This window comes from Hymenobacter citatus, from assembly GCF_014333615.1.
In the GTDB taxonomy this organism is placed as follows: domain Bacteria; phylum Bacteroidota; class Bacteroidia; order Cytophagales; family Hymenobacteraceae; genus Hymenobacter; species Hymenobacter citatus.
In genome coordinates this window covers 33818-51379 of sequence record NZ_JACSCY010000003.1, presented here as the reverse complement: position 1 = coordinate 51379, position 17562 = coordinate 33818, and the positions used below count along the sequence as shown (strand labels likewise).

Genomic DNA, 17562 nt, shown 5'->3' with positions numbered 1-17562 from the left:
CATTTCACCATTTAGAAATAGCCGTTGCGTTTGCGGTCTTCCATACCGGTTTCCGAGATGGTGTCGTCGAGGCGGGTGGCGCCCCGCTCGCTTACTTTGGCTTGGATGATGTCGGCAATGATGTCCTCTACCGTGCTGGCGTCGCTGGCCACAGCGGCCGTGCAGGTGGCGTCGCCCACGGTGCGGAAGCGCACTTGGCGGCTCACAATCTCATCGTCGGCATCGAGGTGCAGGTGTTCCGTGAGGCCCAGCAGCTGGCCGCCAGGTAGCACCACGCACTGGCGCTCGTGGGCAAAGTAGATTTCGGGTAGGGCGATGTTCTCGCGGCGAATGTAATTCCACACGTCCAGCTCGGTCCAGTTGGAAATCGGGAATACGCGCACGTTTTCACCCTTCTGAATCTTGCCGTTGTAGATGTTCCACAGCTCGGGGCGTTGGCGCTTGGGGTCCCACTGGCCGAAGTCATCGCGCACCGAGAAGATGCGCTCCTTAGCACGGGCCTTCTCCTCATCGCGGCGCGCCCCGCCGATACAAGCATCAAACTCAAACTCCTCAATCACATCCAGCAGCGTGTAGGTTTGCAGTGGGTTGCGGCTGGGATATTTGCCAGTCGGGTCCTGCAAGCCTTTCTGCTTGATGGTATCCTCTACCTTGCGCACCACCAGCTTTTCGCCGAGCTGCGCGGCCAGCGCATCACGGAAGGCCAGCACCTCGGGGAAGTTATGGCCGGTATCCACGTGCACCAGCGGAAACGGAAACTTGCCCGGCCGGAACGCTTTTTCAGCCAAACGGGTAAGCACAATCGAATCTTTGCCGCCCGAAAACAACAGGGCTGGCCGCTCAAACTGGCCTGCTACTTCGCGCAAAATGTGAATGGCCTCGGCTTCGAGCCGGTCCAGGTAATCAAGGGTAGGCATATAGTGAGTTGTCTGTATTCAGTTGTTTGTGATATGGGCGGGGGTAGGGAGGAGCAGACCGTCATTCCGAGCTTGCCGAGGAATCTCGCGTGCTGATGTGAGCTACTATTTTTCGTCAGCACGCGAGATGCTACGACTCCGCTGCGCTCAGCATGACGGTCTTCTTACCCCCTACGCCGGCACCGATTCTACCACCGGGTCGGGGCCGTTGTGGGTGGCGTGCAGGCCGCACTCCTTGGCGTCAGCATTTTCCCACCACCAGCGGCCGGCCCGGAAATCCTCGCCCGGCTTGATGGCGCGGGTGCACGGCGCGCAGCCGATGCTCACAAAGCCCTGCTGGTGCAAGGGGTTGGTCGGCACGCCGTTGTCTTTGGCGAAGGCCCAGCACTGCTCCCAGGTCCAGTTGAACAAGGGGTGTATTTTGATGAGCTGATGCGGCTCGTCCCACTCCACCGGCTCCATGGTCTGGCGGTTCTGCGACTGCTCGGCGCGGATGCCGGTAATCCAAATCTGCTGACCTTCCAATGCCCGGTTCAGCGGCTCTACCTTGCGAATACCGCAGCATTCCTTGCGGTTCTCGATGCTCTCGTAGAAGCTATTGGGGCCTTTGGCCTCTACCAGGGCCTGCACGCTGGCCGTCTGCGGCGCGTAGGCTTTGATAGGCTTTTGGTATTTCAGAATGGTTTTGCTCCAGGTGGAATACGTTTCCTGAAAATTGCGGCCCGTATCCAGCGTAAATACCTCGATGGGTAGGTCGTGCGCAAAAATCAGGTGGGTGATAATCTGATCCTCAATACCAAAAGAGGTAGAGAAGGTGATTTTGCCGGGAGCCTCTTCTACCGCCGTGCGCAGGATATCCAGGGCATCCTGGGTAGCAAACTGCTGGCGTAGGTCAGAAACCCGCGATTCGAGGGAAATAGCCATAAAACAAGGAAATGTAGCGGGGAAAATGCGGGCGAGGCCGCGGAAGGGTAACCGGCGGCAGCTACGGCTGCTTGCGCACAGTACGGATGGGGAGTCGGGGCCGTGCCGGGGGCACGTTAGGCAGTCAGACTCAGCTCAAAGGGAAATGCTTCCCGGTCGTTTCAACAACAACAGGCACAGCAGCACATCATACCCATGCAGGCGGCCACAGGGCCGGAGAGGGTAGGGGAAGCAAGCGTGCGGAGGTTGTTGGAATGGACCACGGTTGTTTGTTTTTATATGGTCAGGACTTGGCACCGTTCCGCGATAAACGGAGGTTGCCGGCGTTTCGTCGAGCCTGTCTCTCCACGCCTCTGTATAAAAACAATCCTTTGATGGGAAAGAATTGGTGGCACAAAGGTAAAGACACAGCGCCGAGAATCACAAATAAAAAAAATCCGACCCGCTATACGTAGCAGGTCGGATATAACTAGTGAAGGCAGGAAAGGTTCTGACCGGGCTGTTTAGCATAGCCAAAAAGCATGCAGAACGTCATTTCGACCAGCGGGAGAAATCTCGCGTGCTGATGTCAGGTAGTAACTCTTCAGGACTGGAATTACTACCACGCGAGATTTCTCCCGCTGGTCGAAATGACGTTCTAATTGATTAGCCGGCGCTAATTCTCCCGAATCATATTCACTACGCCTTCTACCCACTGCGGGTGCGAGTTCAGCGAAGGCACCAGCTGCCAGTGCTTGCCACCAACTTCCTCAAACAGCTCCTTGAACTCCACGCCTACCTCGATGGTCGTTTCCAGGCAGTCGGCCACGAAAGCGGGGGAGAAGGCCAGCACGTTGTGGATGCCTTTGGCGGGAAACTCCTTGAGTACTTCGTCGGAGTAGGGTTGCAGCCACGGGTCGCGCAGGCGGCTTTGCAGGCGGCTCTGGAAGGCTACCGTGTACTGGTCGTCGCGCAGGCCGAGGCCTTTAGCGAGTAGGCGCGAGGTTTCGAAGCATTGTGCCCGGTAGCAGTAGCGGTTGTTTTTGTTGTAGGTGTTGCAGCACTTGCCTAGCTGGCAATAGCCTTTGAAGCTGCCCTTCAGCACGTGGCGCTCCGGAATGCCGTGGTAGCTGAATAGCACGTGGTCGTAGTCGTGCTTGGCCATTTCGGCCTTACCCAGCGTCACGAAGGTATCCACGAAGCCGGGTGCCTCTACAAAGTTGCTGATGAAGCTGATGCTGGGTACAATCCACCACTTGCTCACAATCTCCATCACCTTTTCCTGCACCGAGCCTGTGCTGGCCGCTGCGTACTGCGGAAACAAGGGTAGCACAATGATGCGGTCCACGGCCGCGTCGCGTAGCTCCTCTAGCGCTTTCTCGATGCTGGGGTTCTGGTAGCGCATCCCGAAGGCCACCACGTACTCGTCGCCTAGCTGCTGCTGCACCAATTTCTGCAAATCCAGGCCGTGGTAGAGCAGCGGCGAGCCGCGCTCCGTGTCCCAAAGCTGCTGGTAGATTTTGGCCGATTTGGGCGCCCGCAGCGGCACTACCAGCCCTTGGAACAAGGGGTAGCGCACGGCGGCCGGCATGTCAATCACGCGGGCATCGGTGAGAAACTCGTTGAGGTAGCGGCGTACGTCAGGCGTGCGGGGCGAGTCGGGTGTGCCGAGGTTGACGAGCAGCACGCCCACGCGGCGTTTGGGGGTGGCGGGAGTAGGCATGGGTAAGAGACGAATAGTCCGTAGCAAGACAAAGGTAGGGGCCGGTAAGTTTGCAGCGAAACAGGTCTTTTTATAGGTTTTTCTGTTGTGCTTACGCTGACAATTGCCGGTGCCGCGGAGTTGGATCTACTACTGCGCGGCGCTTTCTAACACGCGCAGCACATCCGGCAGTGGCTCCAGGCCCGTTAGTACGGCCACGGTAGGGTTGGGGCTGGCAGCGCCAAAGCGGTTCAGCCACACCGGCCGGATGCCTACGGCCCGTGCGCCCAGTACGTCGGCGGTCCAGTTGTCGCCTACCAACACGGTTTCTTCGGGTAGAGCGTGCATTTTCTCCAGCGCTGCCCAAAAAATACGTGGGTCGGGCTTGATTACGCCCACGTCCTCAGAAGTAATGAGGGTATCTATGAGGTGCGTTAGGCCCAGAAAGGCTATTTTCTCCTCCTGTTTGGCGGTGCGGTTGTTGGTGATAATGCCAATTCGGTAGCGTGGCTTGAGAGCTTTCAATAGTGCCGCTGCCCCCGCCACTGGCCGGCGCAGGCGGTGGTAGTGGTCGTAGTGAAACGCAGCAAATTCCGCGGCCTCAGCCTCAGACTTGAGCACATGGTAGGGCGCTAGCAATTGCTTAAAGCGCATGCGGCGAGCATCGAGATAGTTCACCTCACCAGCCATGACGCGCGGGTGTATTTCCTCCAACAGCTCACTGTAACGCGCATATAGGTCATCCAACGGCACTTCGGCTAGGCTGGCAAACTGTGCGGTGCTGGCGCGCAAGGCGGCGCGGGCCGTGCCAGCGTGGTCGAACAGGGTATCGTCGAGGTCGAAGAGAAGGGTAGTAAGTGGCATCGGGGCAAAGGTAGGTAGGGCGTGAAGTAAGGACGACTTCTCTAACCAAGCTTCCGTAGCCGCCCGAAAAATCGTACCTTTGCGGGCTAATTCCCTGACAACCCGTGAATACCGAACCAAAACCGCATCACGCCGGCTTCGTGAGCATCATTGGCAAGCCCAACGTGGGCAAGTCGACGCTAATGAACGCGCTGCTGGGCGAGCGGCTCAGCATCGTTACCAGCAAGGCCCAAACCACGCGCCACCGCATTCTGGGTATCCTAAATGGCGACGATTTCCAACTGGTGTACTCCGATACACCCGGCATTATTCAGCCCAAATATGAGCTGCACAGCGCTATGATGTCGTTTGTGTACTCGTCGCTGGAAGATGCCGACGTAGTGCTGTTCGTGACGGATATTTACGAGAAACACGACGAGGAACCAGTGGTGGAGCGTCTGCGCAAAATGCAGGATACGCCCATCTTTCTGCTGGTCAATAAAATAGATCAAGCTGATCAGGCGGAGGTAGAGGCCAAAGTGGCGTACTGGCAGGAGCACCTGCCCAACGCTACGCGGGTCCTACCCATCTCGGCGCTGGAAAAATTCGGGACCGGCGAGCTGCTCGACCTGATTCTGGAAAAGCTGCCCATCCACCCGCCCTACTACCCCAAAGATGAGCTAACCGACAAGCCGGAGCGCTTCTTCGCGGCTGAAATGATTCGGGAAAAAATCTTCAAACTCTACAAAAAAGAGGTGCCCTACTCCTGCGAGGTAGGCATCGAGGAGTTCAAGGAAGAAGACGACATCATCCGGATGCGCGCCACGATTTACGTGGAGCGCAGCAGTCAAAAAGGCATCATCATTGGCAAGGGCGGCGAAGCCCTGAAGAAGGTAGGAACCTGGGCACGGGAAGAAATGGAGAAGTTTTTCCTGAAAAAAGTGTTCCTCGAAATCCACGTGAAAGTCAACGAAAACTGGCGCGCCGATCCTAAGGCCTTGAGCCGGTTTGGCTATCAATAAATGGTGAAATTGTGAGATGGTGAAATGGTGAGTTTGATGTTCTAGCTGTGCCGCTTGCGCAAAATGAGCCATCAGAACATCAAACTCACCATTTCACCATCTCACAATTTCACCACTTCCGACCTCAACAACTCACTTAACTACTCCGGGCACTGCCGAAACTGGTCGGGCCGGCGGCTGGAGTCAGACAAATGAAAAATACCATTGCAATTGTGGGCCGCCCCAACGTGGGCAAGTCCACGCTGTTCAACCGCTTGGTGGGGCAGCGCAAAGCCATCATGGACAACGAGTCGGGCGTGACGCGCGACCGGCACTACGGCTACGGCGACTGGATTGGCAAGTACTACACCGTGATTGACACCGGTGGCTACGTGCACAACTCCGAGGACGTGTTTGAAGAGGAAATCAACAAGCAGGTGAAGCTGGCTATTGATGAGGCCGACGTGGTGCTGTTTATGGTGGACGTAGACGCCGGCTTGCACCCTCTGGACGAGGAGTTTGCCAACGTACTGCGCCGCTACCAGGGCAAAAAGCCCATCTACCTGGTAGCCAACAAGGCCGACACCAACGCCCGCGCCCACGCCGCTGGCGAGTTCTATGCCTTGGGCATGGGCGACGGTGAAATCTACTCTATCAGCTCGCAAAGCGGCTCCGGCACCGGCGACTTACTGGATGCTGTGGTAAGCCACTTCGAGGAAGAAGGGGTAGAAGAACCCGATGCCGGCGTACCCAAAATTGCGGTAGTAGGCCGCCCCAACGCCGGCAAATCGTCGTTCGTGAACCTGCTGCTGGGCACCGACCGCAGCATCGTGACCGATATTGCCGGCACCACCCGCGACTCCATTTCGGCGCGCTACAACGCGTTTGGCAACGAGTTTATCCTGGTAGACACGGCTGGTTTGCGCCGCAAAACCAAGGTGAAGGAAGACGTGGAATTCTACTCCGTGCTGCGCGCCATCCGGGCCATGGAGGAATCGGACGTGTGCGTGGTGATGCTGGACGCTACCCGTGGCATTGAGGCCCAGGACGTGAACATCATCTCCCTGGCCGACAAAAACCGCAAGGGCATCGTGATTTTGGTGAACAAGTGGGACCTTATCGAGGACAAGGAAACCAACACAGCCAAGGATTTTGAGGCGAAAATCATGGAGAAGATTGCGCCGATTGCCTACCCACCCGTCGTGTTCATCTCGGTGCTGAACAAGCAGCGCGTGCATAAGGCCATCGAAACGGCCATTCAAGTGTACGAGAACAAGATGCACAAAATCCCTACCTCCCAGCTCAACGAGGTGATGCTGCGCGAGATTGAGAAGTCGCCGCCGCCCGCCATTAAGGGTAAGATGGTACGGATAAAGTACGTCACGCAGTTGCCTACCCATAACCCGGTATTCGCGTTTTTCTGCAATCTTCCGCAGTATGTAAAGGAATCTTACACGCGCTACCTGGAAAATCGCTTGCGCGAAAACTTTGGTTTTCAGGGGGTTCCCATTGGTATTGTGTTCCGGAAGAAGTAGGGTAGAAAAATTTTAAGATTTTTTTTCGGGAGCCGGGTTACCTTCTGCCAATACCAGTATAAACCCCCGAATTTCGCCTCCGGCCTAGCCGGAACACGTGAAGCTCGCCAAACCTGAAATTTCATTTTTCAACTTACCCCCATCATGAAAAAAGTTCTGTTCCTCGCCCTGGCTGCCGCTTCGTTCTCGTTCGCTTCTTGCGAAAGCAAGCAAGAGGAAGCTACCGAGCAAGCTGCTGACAACGTAGAAGCTGCTGGCGAAGCCAAAGCTGACGCTATGGAAGAGCAAGCTGACGCAGTACGTGACTCGGCTGACGCTAAGGCTGACAACATGGAAGACGCTGCCGACAACATGGCTCCTGCTACCACTGCTCCTGCTACCACTGGCACGACTGCTCAGTAGTCTGACTAGCTTTTCAAGCAAACAAAAAGGGCTTCCCGCTACGGGAAGCCCTTTTTGTTTGTGGTGTATATTGTTTCGTAACAAACAGGACGTCATTTCTCCCTCTAATCGAAATGACGTCCTGCTTGAATAATTTCCTACCCCAGGCGGCGCTGTAGAAGCCCATCTATCACCTTGAATAGCTTTTTGGGCGAGTACGTACGCCACGGAAGCTCGTCGAGCTGGCCGCCGAAGTTGATGTAGCTGTCGAGGTTGTACTGGCGCATCTCGCGCGAAACGTGCTCCTGGAAGTTGATGCCAGCAATCCAGCCGTCTTCCACGTCCTCAAACCATTCTTCGTAGTACGAATCGTCGGAGCCGTGGAAGTTGAACACGTTTTCGCCCACCAGCACGAAGCGGGCAATACCTTCTTGTAGCAGCGGGTCGATAATCTCGCGCTTGAGCTGCATGATGTCGTTTTCGATGGCATCGTTCCACTCCCCGATAAACTCCAGAATGGCCGATTGCTGCTCGTAATCGACAAATAAAATCTTGATAAACAGCGTGTCCGATCCAAAGTCGTCCCACTGCGGGTGAATGTAGTAGCCGTAGATGGTATTGACATAGCTGTCGAGGCTATTCTCGGCACCGTGCAGGGGAGAACGGGGGTCTTCGGAAGCCGAGTATTGGTCGATCCAGGCGTAGTGTGGCTCGATGGTATGCACGCAGGTAGAGCTAGAGGTAGGACAAAGCGGCCCCGGACGCCAGGGCCGTTGCTTGCTAACGCAACACCGAATCGAAGTGTTCGCCCAAAGGCCGCTGTTTGCGGCAGGAAGCGTTGGGGCAAGCAGAAGAAACTTGATGAATTGCCCACGGCTATTCGCCTGCAAACTCAACGTTTGCAGGATTTTCGCGTTACGGTCGGCTATGAAACACTGCTACGTATTGCTAAGCTTGCTACTGCTGTTAACCCGGCTAGGAGTTGCCCAGATTTCGCTTGATACCACTACTCGTTCTTCGCCCATCACGCTCTATGGGTATATTGACGGGTACTACGGTTATGATTTTCCGCACCCTGACAACACCAGCCGGCCGGGCTTTTTTTACTCCCACAACCGTCAGAATGAGTTTACGGTAAATCAGGCCCTGATTGGTCTGCGCTACGACGACGGCCAGATCCGTGGGGCGCTGGGCCTGTAAGCCGGTACCTACCCCGAGGCTAACTACGCCGCCGAGCCTACACTACTACGTAGCATTTACGAAGCGTATGCCGGCTTCCGGCCGCTGAAGAAAACCTGGCTCGATATCGGGGTGTTTGGCGCACACGTCGGGTTTGAGTCGGCCATCAGCAAAGACAACTGGACCGTGACGCACTCGCTGGCCGCTGAGGGCTCGCCCTACTACGAGGCCGGTGCACGCTTCACCTACGAAGCCTCCAACAAGCTCACACTCACAGCGCTGGCGCTCAATGGCTGGCAGAACATCCGCGACAACAACCGCGCAAAGTCGGTGGGCACGCAGGTGCAGTGGCGCCCCACTGAGAAGCTGCTGCTCAACTACAGCACGTTTTTCGGCAACGAGCAGCCCCAGGATTCGGTGCCGCGCTTCCGCTACTTCCACGATTTTTACGTGACCTACACGGCTACCAGCCGCTTGCAGGCGCTATTGTGGTTTGATATCGGCAAGCAGGAAAAGCGGCAGCCCAATCGGAGAGACGACGTCTGGCACACCACGGCGGCCATTGTACGCTACCAACTGGCTCCGCAGTGGTTTGTAGCCGCCCGCGGCGAGTATTACTACGCCCGCAACGGCGTGGTAGTCCGCGACCTGGGTCCTACCCCCAACGAACCCGACTACTTCGTGCGCGGCGGCTCTCTTAACTTCGACTACCGCCCCAATAAGCACGTACTAGCCCGACTGGAAGGCAAAGTGCTGAACGCCCGAAACCCCATTTTTGCTAATACGAATGGTGCCTTTCGGCACACCTACGGTAACTTGACTTCGACAATTGCGCTGTCGTTTTGAGGGTAGGAAACAAATCCGCCTGTCATCCTGAGCGGAGCGAAAGACCTTATCATGCAAGGACGAGTCGTTGGTACGTCAGTCGTTCACGCGTGAGAAGGTCCTTCGCTCCGCTCAGGATGACAGAGTAGAAATGCACGCTACCCTCGTGCCTCCAGCGCTGCCCGCACGGAACCGTGCTTCTTCAGCAAAGCCGCTGCCTCATCTTGCTCAATCCCTAGCTCGTCCATCAGCATCCGTTCGCCGCGGTCTACCAGCTTGGCGTTGGAAAGCTGCATGTCGACCATCTTATTACCCTTCACCCTACCCAGCCGAATGAAGGTAGCGGTAGTGAGCATGTTGAGCGCCAGCTTCTGGCCGGTGCCGGCTTTCAGGCGCGTGCTGCCGGTTACGAACTCCGGGCCGGTCACGACTTCCACGGGAAACTCGGCGGCGGCCGCTACCGCCGAGCCAGCGTTGCACACGATGCAGCCGGTGGCTAAGCCATGCTGCCGGGCCTGTTGCAGCCCGCCAATCACGTAGGGCGTGCGGCCCGAGGCGGCAATGCCCACCACCATGTCCTTCTCGTTGATGTCGTGGGCTTGCAGGTCGCGCCAAGCCTGCTGGGCGTCGTCCTCAGCGTTTTCCACGGCTTTGCGGATGGCGGTATCGCCGCCGGCAATAATGCCTACTACCAACCCATGCGGCACCCCGAAGGTAGGCGGGCACTCCGACGCATCTACTACTCCCAGCCGCCCGCTGGTGCCCGCTCCGATGTAGAACAGTCGCCCGCCCTGTTGCAGCCGCGCCACGGTGGCTTCTACCAGCGCCTCTAGTTGGGGTATGGCTTTGGCTACAGCCTGGGGCACGGTCTGGTCCAGGCTGTTCATGTCGGCCAGCAGCTCGTGGGTCGACAGCGTTTCGAGGTTATTGAACAGGGAGGCGCTTTCGGTGGTGCTCATGGGGTAGGGGCGAAAGGAGTTACAGGAGAGTTTGAAAGAACGAATCGGTGAAGTCCTCGGCGAAGTGCAGCACGTTGGGCAGGTGCGCAAACTCGTGCGGCTGGTGGGTAGTGGTGAGGATAACGGTGTTCATGCCGGCATTTTGAGCGGCTTCGGCGCCTTTGGGTACGTCCTCAAACACCAGGCAATCGGCAGGTGCTACGCCTAGCTGGGCGGCGGCTTTTAGGAAGGTCTCTGGATGCGGCTTGCTCAACGTCACGTCGTCGGCGCTGACGATGGCTCGGAAATACCGTCGGATATCCAGCGTATCGAGCACAAAATCAATGTTAAACGGAATAGCCGCCGACCCAATAGCTACCGGAATGCCCTGCTGGTAGGCGCGTTCCAGAAACTCCGCCAAGCCCGGTAGCAGCTGCAAATACGGCCGAAACTCGTCTTGGTACCGCTGTTCCTTGGCTACCGACAGCTGCTCGATTTCCTCGGCCGTAAACCGATCCGGCCCGAACATGCGCTCCAATACCTCCCCGTTTTTGCCGTACATCTGCGGTTTCACCTCTTCCCAAGTGAAATTGCCGCCCAGCTCGTGGTTGAAAATGTGCTGCCACGCCTTGGTATGGTATTCCATATCGTGGATCATGGTGCCGTTTAGGTCGAAGATAAAGGCCTTCATTACAAGGTATTTGGAGATGAGCACGGCCTGGCTACAGAGAGACTAAGCTACAGAGTGCATTAGGTAATAGGCGAAATAAGCCGGCCGATAATCGGGAAATTATCGAACACGTTGGGCGTGTGCGGGGCATCGTGGTCCAGCTCGCGGGTGAGGTCCTGGCCGGCCCAGTGCTCATAGTGGTTGCCGCGCCGCCACAGCCGGGAGCGGCTCACGTCGTAGATGTTGCCCTGGTAGGCCACCCATATTTCGTCCCGGTCCTGCCCGTTGCGTAGGGCCAATTGGGCGCGGGTGTAGGTAGGCAATAACGCGTCTGCCAACGAGGGTAGGCTATTGGGGGTAGATGAGTTTGCGTGCGTTTCGCTCATAGATACAGCAAATAACCAGCGAAACGGCTAAACTTCCTTGCGCTGGCGTCTACCCTAGCAGCGCTTGGGTCAGAATCCAGCGGTTGGGCAGGTCACCCTGGGCGGCGCGGATGTAGTCGTCGTAGCTGCACGGCACAATGCGCTTGATGTCTTGGTCAGCCAGGCTTTCCACTTCCAGCCACCACTTTTCGGTGCGCTTGGCCTTGTAGAACACCAGCTTGGCCGGCGTACCCGGTAGCCCCACCGCGTAGCGGATAAACCGCCGACTCTGAAAGTCCATTTCGCCCCAGCGGTGGTAGTAGCCCTCCACGAAATACCACAGCATGGTAGCCAGCGTGCCGGCCGCCAGGCCGTGCGCGTCGTGGTCGGGGCGGTAGCCGTAGAGGCCGAAAGATGTGAGTTGGTCGTTGTGGCCAGCATACCAGGCTAGCTGCGCTGCTTCTTCGCTGCTGAGGCCGAAGGAGTTAGCAGGGTAATAGCCCGGCGCCTCGGTCCAGCGCAGCGCGGCCACGTCAAACGTTACGAAATCGGCTTGGCGGAGTAGGGGCTCTGCTTGGCGCACATCGGTGCGGATGGCCCCCAGGCGCATGGTTTCAAAGTGCAGTTTTTCCAGCGCCGCCAGCACATCGGGCGCCACTAGGTATTGCTGGTGCCCCAGCTGCGCGAAATTGAACAGAAAATTGGGCTCGTGCATAATCATGCGCCGCAGGTGAGCCTCCTCGGCCGGCGCGCAGTCGTACTCGGCCATGTCCACGCGAGCATCCACGGAAGCAAAGCTGATGGGGCGGTCCAGGGTTTCGTAAGCCAGAAACTGCCCATAATCCAGATCAGGACCACCGCCGAGCAGGATGGCTACCGTGTTGTGTTCCAGTAGGGTAGCTACAATTTCACGCAGACGTAGATAGGTGTCTTCCAGCGTAAGACCGGGGCGTAAGTTGCCCAAATCCACCAGCTTGGCCGGCCTTACGCCGCGCTGCAAGTGGTAGAAGCGCTGCCGTACGGCATCGGCGCCGTGGTGGGCGGGGGCGCCGGCGGCCGTGCCGCGCCAGTCGTCAAGGCCGATGAGTGCCAAGTCGGCCGTGCGCCAATCGGGGAACGTGTGCACGAACGGGGCGATGTACGCCGCCAGGGCTGTAGGGGCAGCCGGCGGGGCTACTACCTCTTCCCGAAGCGGATCAAAAAAGATACCCAGATTCATGAGTGCGAGCAAAGCGTAGAGGCCCAAAATTACGCAAAAGGCACTACCCAAGGGCTTTTTACGTACTAGAAAGTAGCTAGTCAGCGCGTTACCTACTGGCTCAGCAGTCGAACCGTAGCTTTTCTATGAAAAATCCGGTTATTTAAGCAGCATTTCCCATCCTTCTGCTCTCTCTTTATGGACGTTCGTCGCGCATTTGATATTCTACCCGCTCAACAGGAAAAATTTCCCCAAGCCGATTGCCTGACTGCTAAACACGACGGCAACTGGCAGAAGATGAGCACCCAGGAGGCCATCGACCAAATCAACCTGGTGAGTTTGGGTTTGGTGAAATTGGGCTTGAAAAAGGATGATAAAGTGGCCCTTATTGCCATGAATCGGCCCGAGTGGATGCTGGCCGATTTCGGTATTTCGCAGATTGGTGCCGTGGTAGTGCCCATGTACCCCAGCATCACGATTGAGGACTATAAGCACATTTTCAGCGACGCCGATGTGAAGGCTGTGCTGGTGTCGGACGAAAAACTGCACGAGAAGGTACTGGCCGCCATCGAGGGGATGGATATTGCCCACGACCATATTTTCAGCTTCGATAAGATAAACGGCGCCCGGCACTTCTCGGAGCTGCTGGACATGGGCCGGCAGGGCAACCCCGCCGACCTAGAGCCGCTGCGCGTTGCTGTGCAACCCGATGATTTGCTGACGCTTATCTATACTTCCGGTACCACGGGCAAGCCCAAAGGCGTGATGCTCAGCCACGACAACCTGCTCAGCAACCTGCGCAGTGCCGCGCCCTACGTGCCGGTAGGACCCAAAGACAAGGCCCTGAGTTTCCTACCCCTCTGCCACATCTTCGAGCGGATGGTCACCTACCTCTACCTGACGCACGGTGTGAGCATCTACTACGCCGAGAGCATGGAAACCATTGCCGATAACCTACGCGAGGTGAAGCCCGAAATCTTCACTACCGTGCCCCGTCTGCTGGAGAAGGTGTATGAAAAAATAGTGGCAAAAGGCCACACGCTGGAAGGCGTCAGCAAGAAGCTGTTCTTTTGGGCGCTAGATCTGGGCTTGAAATATGACACCCAAAAAGACCAGGGCTTCTTATACAACACGCAATTGGCATTGGCCAATAAGTTCATTTTCAATAAGTGGCGCGAGGCGTTGGGCGGCAATCTGCGTTGCATTGTGAGCGGGGGCGGTGCCCTGCAACCACGCCTGGCGCGGGTGTTCTGGGCCGGTGGCATCCGGGTGATGGAGGGCTACGGCCTCACCGAAACCTCGCCTGTTATTGCCGTAGGCGGCTTCGAGCCCGAAAACAACCTCATTGGCACGGTAGGACCACTCATCGACAACATTGAAGTGAAGATTGCACCCGACGGCGAGATTCTAACCCGCTCGGCTTCCGTGATGAAGGGCTACTACAACCAGCCCGAGAAAACCGCCGAAGCCATCGACGCCGACGGCTGGTTCCACACCGGCGACATTGGTGAGTTTGTACAAGAGCGTTTCCTCAAAATCACGGACCGGAAGAAGGAGATGTTTAAAACCTCGGGGGGCAAATACATTGCCCCACAGGTAATTGAGAGCAAAGTGAAGGAGTCGCCGCTGGTGGAGCAGATTATGGTGGTAGGCGACGGCCGCAAATTTCCCTCAGCATTGGTAGTGCCCGCCTTAGACGAGCTGAAAAGCTGGGGTAAAAGGAACGGAATCGAAATTGGCTCACTGAAAGATGCCGTGCAAAACGAGAAGGTGGTGAAAATGTACAACGACCTCGTGCACGGCTACAACGACAGCTTCGCGCACTGGGAGCAGGTCAAGAAAATTGTGCTGGTGCCCAAGCAGTGGTCGGTAGAAACCGGCGAGATGACGCCTACCATGAAGCTGAAGCGCAAGGTGATTTCGGAGAACCTGAAGGATGTGATTGAAAGCATCTACGAGTTCAACGAGAAGCGGTAAGTCGGGCAGGGTAGGGGGCGCGTGCATCCCTACCCTGCCAAATTTTTTGCCTTGACTTAGTATGCAAGCATAACAAATAATCGTATGTTTACCAGACTTCACCCCGCCCATGAAACCGGAAGAAACCGTCGATTATAACATCAAAGTAGCTTGGCACGCCATTTCGCGTATGTATAATACGCAGGCCGCCAAACACGATATCACCACGAGCATCGGCTTTGTGCTGTTGAATATCGACCAGGAAAACGGCACGCCTGCTACTAAAATAGCGCCGCTGCTAGGCCTGGAAACCCGCTCGCTCACGCGCATTTTGCGGAGTATGGAAGAGAAGGGCCTGATCTACAAACAGGCCGACGCCCACGACAAGCGCTCCGTACGCATCTTCCTGACCGAAGAGGGGCTGCGCGGCAAGGAAATCTCCCGCCAAACGGTGCGCCACTTCAACCAAAAGGTGCACGAGCAGATTCCGCAAAACCAGCTCGACGTGTTCTTTAAGGTGGTAGGGCAGATTACGGGCATGATTGAGGGCAAAACGCTTTTCGATGATTTCGCGGTGAAACCGCCACGCAAGGAACTGCCCGCATAGGGGTGGTCTGTAGCTGCTCTATTGCGTTGGTTCATCCATTTGCAACTACATCTATCTACTTCACGGGTGCCGGCAAGGCGCCCCTACTCACCCACTTATGAATAGAATTATCAAGAAAGTAGCGGTGCTGGGCTCCGGCGTGATGGGTTCACGCATTGCCTGCCACTTCGCGAACATTGGCGTGCAGGTGCTGCTGCTCGACATTGCGCCGAAAGAGCTGACGCCTGACGAGGAGAAAAAAGGCCTGACGCTGGACAAGCCTCAGGTGCGTAACCGCATTGTAAATAGCGCCCTGGAAGCTGCCGTGAAGGCCAACCCCTCGCCGCTATACCGCAAGCAGGATGTGTCTAAAATCAAGACCGGCAACTTCGATGATAATCTGAAAGATATTGCCGGCTGCGACTGGACCATTGAGGTGGTGGTAGAGCGCCTCGATATTAAAAAGAGTGTGTACGAGCGAGTAGAGCAGTTCCGTAAGCCTGGCACACTCATCACCAGCAACACCTCCGGCATTCCGATTCACCTGCTGGCCGAGGGCCGTTCCGAAGATTTCAAGCAGCACTTCTGCGGCACGCACTTCTTCAATCCGCCGCGCTACCTCAAGTTACTCGAAATCATTCCGACCCCCGACACCAAGCCGGAGGTAGTAGATTTCCTATTGCACTACGGCGACCTATACCTGGGTAAAACGGTGGTGCTGGCCCAAGACACGCCCGGCTTCATTGCCAACCGGGTAGGCGTGTTTGGCCTGCTCGATGCCATGCACGTGATGCAGGAACTGGGCCTGACGGTGGAGGAAGTAGATAAGCTCACCGGCCCCATGATTGGCCACGCCAAATCGGCTACCTTCCGTACCTCCGATGTGGTAGGGCTGGATACCACCGTGAACGTAGCGAAAGGCCTCGGCCAGAGCCTACCCCACGACGAAGCCAAAGCGGTATTCACCCTACCCGACTTCGTGCAGAAAATGAGCGAGAACAAGTGGCTAGGCGATAAAACTGGTCAGGGCTTCTACAAGAAAACCAAAGGTGCGGGCGGCAAAACTGAAATCCTGGCCCTCGACCTGAACTCGATGGAGTACCAGCCGAGCAAGAAGATCAAGTTTCCTACCCTAGAAGCCACCAAGCCCATCGAGAAGGTAGCCGACCGCTTCAAGGTATTAGTAGGCGGCAAAGACAAGGCCGGCGAGTTCTACCGCAAGTCGTTTGCCGGGCTGTTTGCCTACGTGAGCAACCGCATCCCCGAAATTACAGACGCCCTCTACAAGATTGACGATGCCTTGCGCGCTGGCTTTGGCTGGGAACTGGGACCGTTTGAAACCTGGGATGCCCTAGGTGTTCAGAAAGGGTTGGAACTGGCCGAAGCCGAAGGCAAAACGGTGGCGCCGTGGGTAGGGGAGATGCTGGCCGCCGGCCACACTACTTTTTATAAAGTAGACGAAAAAGGCACGCGCCAGTACTACGATATTGACTCGAAGTCCTACCAACCGATTCCGGGGGTAGAGAACTTCATCATCCTCGACAACCTGCGGGCTGCCGGCAAGGTGCTCTGGAAAAACGCCGGTGCCTCGGTACTCGACCTCGGCGATGGTATTCTGAACGTGGAGTTTCACTCGAAGATGAACGCCATGGGCTCCGACGTGATTCAGGGCTTGATGAAAGGTGTGGACATGGCGGAGAAAGGCTACCGCGGCCTGGTAGTCGGCAACGACGCGCCCAACTTCTCGGCCGGCGCTAACCTGGGCTTGGTGTACATGTTTGCCCTGGAGCAGGATTACGACGAGCTGAACCTGATGATTGCGCAGTTTCAGCAGGCCATGATGCGCATGCGCTACTCCAGTATTCCGGTGGTGGGTACGCCCCACGGCCTGGCCTTGGGTGGCGGCTGCGAGCTAAACCTACATTGCGACAAGGTGGTAGCTGCCGCCGAAACCTATATGGGTCTCGTCGAATTTGGGGTAGGGCTGATTCCCGGCGGGGGTGGCACCAAAGAAATGACCCTGCGCACCGCCGCCAAGTATGAGGAAGGCGAGCCAGAGTATAACCTACTGCGCAACACCTACATGACCATCAGCACGGCCAAGGTTTCCACCTCCGCCGCTGAGGCCTTCGACCTGGGTTTCCTACGCCGCGGCGACGAAATTGTAGTAAACAGCAACCGCGTGATTGCGCAAGCCAAAGCCACTGCTTTGGAACTGGCCGATGCCGGCTACACCCAACCTGTGCCCCAGACTAACATCAAAGTGCACGGCCGCGGCGCACTGGCGATGTTCAATACCGGCGTGTTTGCGATGAAAGAAGGGAACTATATTTCGGCCCACGACCAGAAAATTGCCGACAAACTCGCCTACGTCATGTGCGGCGGCGACCTATCGGCGCCTACCGAAGTGAGCGAGCAGTACCTGCTGGACCTGGAGCGCGAAGCCTTCCTAAGCCTGACCGGCGAGCGGAAAACGCTGGAACGCATTCAGTCGATTCTGACTACGGGCAAGCCGCTCAGAAACTAATCGTTTGTCATGCTGACGAAGGAAGCACCTTATCAC

At 56.8% G+C, this 17562-nt stretch carries 15 protein-coding genes, 1 pseudogene and 1 riboswitch; of the genes and pseudogenes, 7 read left to right on the top strand and 9 right to left on the bottom strand.

The window, feature by feature from the left end:
* Nucleotides 1-11: 11 nt before the first annotated feature.
* From cysD to H8B15_RS04510, 4 genes are all read right to left on the bottom strand, one after another.
* Nucleotides 12-917, bottom strand: coding sequence for a sulfate adenylyltransferase subunit CysD (gene cysD / locus H8B15_RS04525; protein ID WP_185282316.1), 906 nt, complete (start codon nt 915-917; stop codon nt 12-14).
* Nucleotides 918-1088: 171 nt separating this feature from the next.
* The gene (locus H8B15_RS04520) at nt 1089-1841 is read right to left on the bottom strand and encodes a phosphoadenylyl-sulfate reductase (RefSeq protein WP_187318481.1); all 753 of its coding nucleotides are present in this window, start codon (nt 1839-1841) and stop codon (nt 1089-1091) included.
* Nucleotides 1842-2113: 272 nt separating this feature from the next.
* A riboswitch (SAM riboswitch) is annotated at nt 2114-2205 on the bottom strand.
* Between the two features lie 291 nt (nt 2206-2496).
* Complete coding sequence (gene hemH / locus H8B15_RS04515) at nt 2497-3543, bottom strand: ferrochelatase (protein ID WP_187318480.1); 1047 nt, start codon at nt 3541-3543, stop codon at nt 2497-2499.
* A gap of 129 nt (nt 3544-3672) precedes the next feature.
* Nucleotides 3673-4386: an HAD family hydrolase gene (locus tag H8B15_RS04510; protein ID WP_187318479.1), complete on the bottom strand. Its 714-nt coding sequence runs from the start codon at nt 4384-4386 to the stop codon at nt 3673-3675.
* A gap of 104 nt (nt 4387-4490) precedes the next feature.
* On the opposite strand from H8B15_RS04510, the gene era reads away from it, so the two are divergent.
* The 3 genes from era (at nt 4491) to H8B15_RS04495 (ending at nt 7303) form a co-directional block, all read left to right on the top strand.
* A complete protein-coding gene (gene era / locus H8B15_RS04505) occupies nt 4491-5387 on the top strand; it encodes a GTPase Era (RefSeq protein ID WP_187318478.1) in 897 nt (298 codons plus the stop codon).
* 191 nt (nt 5388-5578) lie between these two features.
* Complete coding sequence (der, locus tag H8B15_RS04500) at nt 5579-6901, top strand: ribosome biogenesis GTPase Der (RefSeq protein WP_187318477.1); 1323 nt, start codon at nt 5579-5581, stop codon at nt 6899-6901.
* 144 nt (nt 6902-7045) lie between these two features.
* Nucleotides 7046-7303: a hypothetical protein gene (locus H8B15_RS04495; RefSeq protein ID WP_187318476.1), complete on the top strand. Its 258-nt coding sequence runs from the start codon at nt 7046-7048 to the stop codon at nt 7301-7303.
* 137 nt (nt 7304-7440) lie between these two features.
* On the opposite strand, the gene H8B15_RS04490 is transcribed toward H8B15_RS04495, so the two are convergent.
* The gene (locus tag H8B15_RS04490) at nt 7441-8007 is read right to left on the bottom strand and encodes a hypothetical protein (protein ID WP_187318475.1); all 567 of its coding nucleotides are present in this window, start codon (nt 8005-8007) and stop codon (nt 7441-7443) included.
* On the opposite strand from H8B15_RS04490, the pseudogene H8B15_RS04480 reads away from it, so the two are divergent.
* Nucleotides 7997-9307, top strand: a pseudogene (locus H8B15_RS04480) (porin). The gene H8B15_RS04490 and the pseudogene H8B15_RS04480 sit on opposite strands and share 11 nt — an antisense overlap.
* Nucleotides 9308-9444: 137 nt before the next feature.
* Here H8B15_RS04480 and murQ read toward each other — a convergent pair.
* The 4 genes from murQ to H8B15_RS04460 all read right to left on the bottom strand — a co-directional run bounded on the left by murQ (nt 9445) and on the right by H8B15_RS04460 (nt 12478).
* A complete protein-coding gene (gene murQ / locus H8B15_RS04475; protein ID WP_187318473.1) occupies nt 9445-10245 on the bottom strand; it encodes an N-acetylmuramic acid 6-phosphate etherase in 801 nt (266 codons plus the stop codon).
* A 19-nt stretch (nt 10246-10264) separates the two neighbouring features.
* A complete protein-coding gene (locus tag H8B15_RS04470; protein ID WP_187318472.1) occupies nt 10265-10915 on the bottom strand; it encodes an HAD family hydrolase in 651 nt (216 codons plus the stop codon).
* Between the two features lie 59 nt (nt 10916-10974).
* On the bottom strand, nt 10975-11217 hold the full coding sequence (locus H8B15_RS04465; RefSeq protein WP_246455328.1) for a cytochrome b5 domain-containing protein: 243 nt from the start codon (nt 11215-11217) through the stop codon (nt 10975-10977).
* A 112-nt stretch (nt 11218-11329) separates the two neighbouring features.
* A complete protein-coding gene (locus tag H8B15_RS04460; RefSeq protein ID WP_187318470.1) occupies nt 11330-12478 on the bottom strand; it encodes a formimidoylglutamase in 1149 nt (382 codons plus the stop codon).
* Between the two features lie 177 nt (nt 12479-12655).
* Here H8B15_RS04460 and H8B15_RS04455 point away from each other — a divergent pair, with 177 nt between their 5' ends.
* The 3 genes from H8B15_RS04455 (at nt 12656) to H8B15_RS04445 (ending at nt 17526) form a co-directional block, all read left to right on the top strand.
* A complete protein-coding gene (locus H8B15_RS04455; protein WP_187318469.1) occupies nt 12656-14434 on the top strand; it encodes an AMP-dependent synthetase/ligase in 1779 nt (592 codons plus the stop codon).
* 109 nt (nt 14435-14543) lie between these two features.
* On the top strand, nt 14544-15020 hold the full coding sequence (locus tag H8B15_RS04450; protein ID WP_185282329.1) for a MarR family winged helix-turn-helix transcriptional regulator: 477 nt from the start codon (nt 14544-14546) through the stop codon (nt 15018-15020).
* A 97-nt stretch (nt 15021-15117) separates the two neighbouring features.
* The gene (locus H8B15_RS04445) at nt 15118-17526 is read left to right on the top strand and encodes a 3-hydroxyacyl-CoA dehydrogenase/enoyl-CoA hydratase family protein (RefSeq protein ID WP_187318468.1); all 2409 of its coding nucleotides are present in this window, start codon (nt 15118-15120) and stop codon (nt 17524-17526) included.
* The last annotated feature ends 36 nt before the right edge of the window (nt 17527-17562 follow it).

Bases quoted from the DNA above. Each gene is read 5' to 3' on its own strand.
- cysD (WP_185282316.1), bottom strand. From the start codon at position 917: ATGCCTACCCTTGATTACCTGGACCGGCTCGAAGCCGAGGCCATTCAC.
- H8B15_RS04520 (WP_187318481.1), bottom strand. From the start codon at position 1,841: ATGGCTATTTCCCTCGAATCGCGGGTTTCTGACCTACGCCAGCAGTTT.
- hemH (WP_187318480.1), bottom strand. From the start codon at position 3,543: ATGCCTACTCCCGCCACCCCCAAACGCCGCGTGGGCGTGCTGCTCGTC.
- H8B15_RS04510 (WP_187318479.1), bottom strand. From the start codon at position 4,386: ATGCCACTTACTACCCTTCTCTTCGACCTCGACGATACCCTGTTCGAC.
- der (WP_187318477.1), top strand. From the start codon at position 5,579: ATGAAAAATACCATTGCAATTGTGGGCCGCCCCAACGTGGGCAAGTCC.
- H8B15_RS04495 (WP_187318476.1), top strand. From the start codon at position 7,046: ATGAAAAAAGTTCTGTTCCTCGCCCTGGCTGCCGCTTCGTTCTCGTTC.
- murQ (WP_187318473.1), bottom strand. From the start codon at position 10,245: ATGAGCACCACCGAAAGCGCCTCCCTGTTCAATAACCTCGAAACGCTG.
- H8B15_RS04470 (WP_187318472.1), bottom strand. From the start codon at position 10,915: ATGAAGGCCTTTATCTTCGACCTAAACGGCACCATGATCCACGATATG.
- H8B15_RS04460 (WP_187318470.1), bottom strand. From the start codon at position 12,478: ATGAATCTGGGTATCTTTTTTGATCCGCTTCGGGAAGAGGTAGTAGCC.
- H8B15_RS04455 (WP_187318469.1), top strand. From the start codon at position 12,656: ATGGACGTTCGTCGCGCATTTGATATTCTACCCGCTCAACAGGAAAAA.
- H8B15_RS04450 (WP_185282329.1), top strand. From the start codon at position 14,544: ATGAAACCGGAAGAAACCGTCGATTATAACATCAAAGTAGCTTGGCAC.
- H8B15_RS04445 (WP_187318468.1), top strand. From the start codon at position 15,118: ATGAATAGAATTATCAAGAAAGTAGCGGTGCTGGGCTCCGGCGTGATG.